Origin of the sequence: Helicobacter suis (assembly GCF_902196125.1) — a bacterium.
GTDB lineage: Bacteria > Campylobacterota > Campylobacteria > Campylobacterales > Helicobacteraceae > Helicobacter > Helicobacter suis_B.
Map to the genome: position 1 here is coordinate 1 of NZ_CABIKG010000063.1, position 705 is coordinate 705.

Sequence of the window (705 nt, forward strand, 5' to 3'; positions counted from 1 at the left end):
TTGATCTAATAATTCTAAAATCTCGCTTTCATCAATCCCTAAATCTAACGCGGGAGGCTCTTCCGTGTTTGCTTTCTCAATCCTATTTGTTTGCGTGTTTATCTCTGTGTTAGCGCCCATTGAAGCGGCATTTAACGGCTTTTCAATGCGGCTTAAAGGCACTTTGAAAGCCTTTTGAAGCGCGCTTAAATCCACTTCTACCCCCATATCATAAAGAGATTTATAGACTTGTACCTGTCTTGCCTCATCTATTTCAGTATTTGTATCTAAACTTAAGCTAAAGTCTGGTACATCTACAAAGTATAAGCTAAAAGCCTCTTTAAGCGCATCATTAAGCCCCTCAAGTAACATCTTGCTATCAAATTCTAAAAGATAGCGCGTGGTGTTTTCATGCACATTTCCTAAAGCTTGCGTACCTTTATTTACAGCATTACTAGCTAGCACCTGACCGCTAATAACCTTACTAATGCACTCATCACAATACCTTAGAAACTCTAAAAACGCGCCTTGATCTACATTGCCATTAAGCAATTCTAAAATATCATCTTTGCTAAAAATGCCAATTGAAGCGGCGCGCAAATCCTCTAAGTTGTCTAATAATTTGTTTAATTCTTTGTCGTCCTCAAAGCCATCGCTTTTAAGAATGAGTGGCGGTACGCTTAGATTTTCTAAATAAGTCATGTATTTACTCATGGCTACAAACTT

At 38.0% G+C, this 705-nt stretch carries 1 protein-coding gene; it reads right to left on the reverse strand.

The window, feature by feature from the left end:
- A partial coding sequence (locus G6Q00_RS08315) for a phage portal protein family protein (protein ID WP_430750797.1) occupies window positions 1-693 on the reverse strand: 693 nt, incomplete at its 3' end.
- Window positions 694-705: the final 12 nt, after the last annotated feature.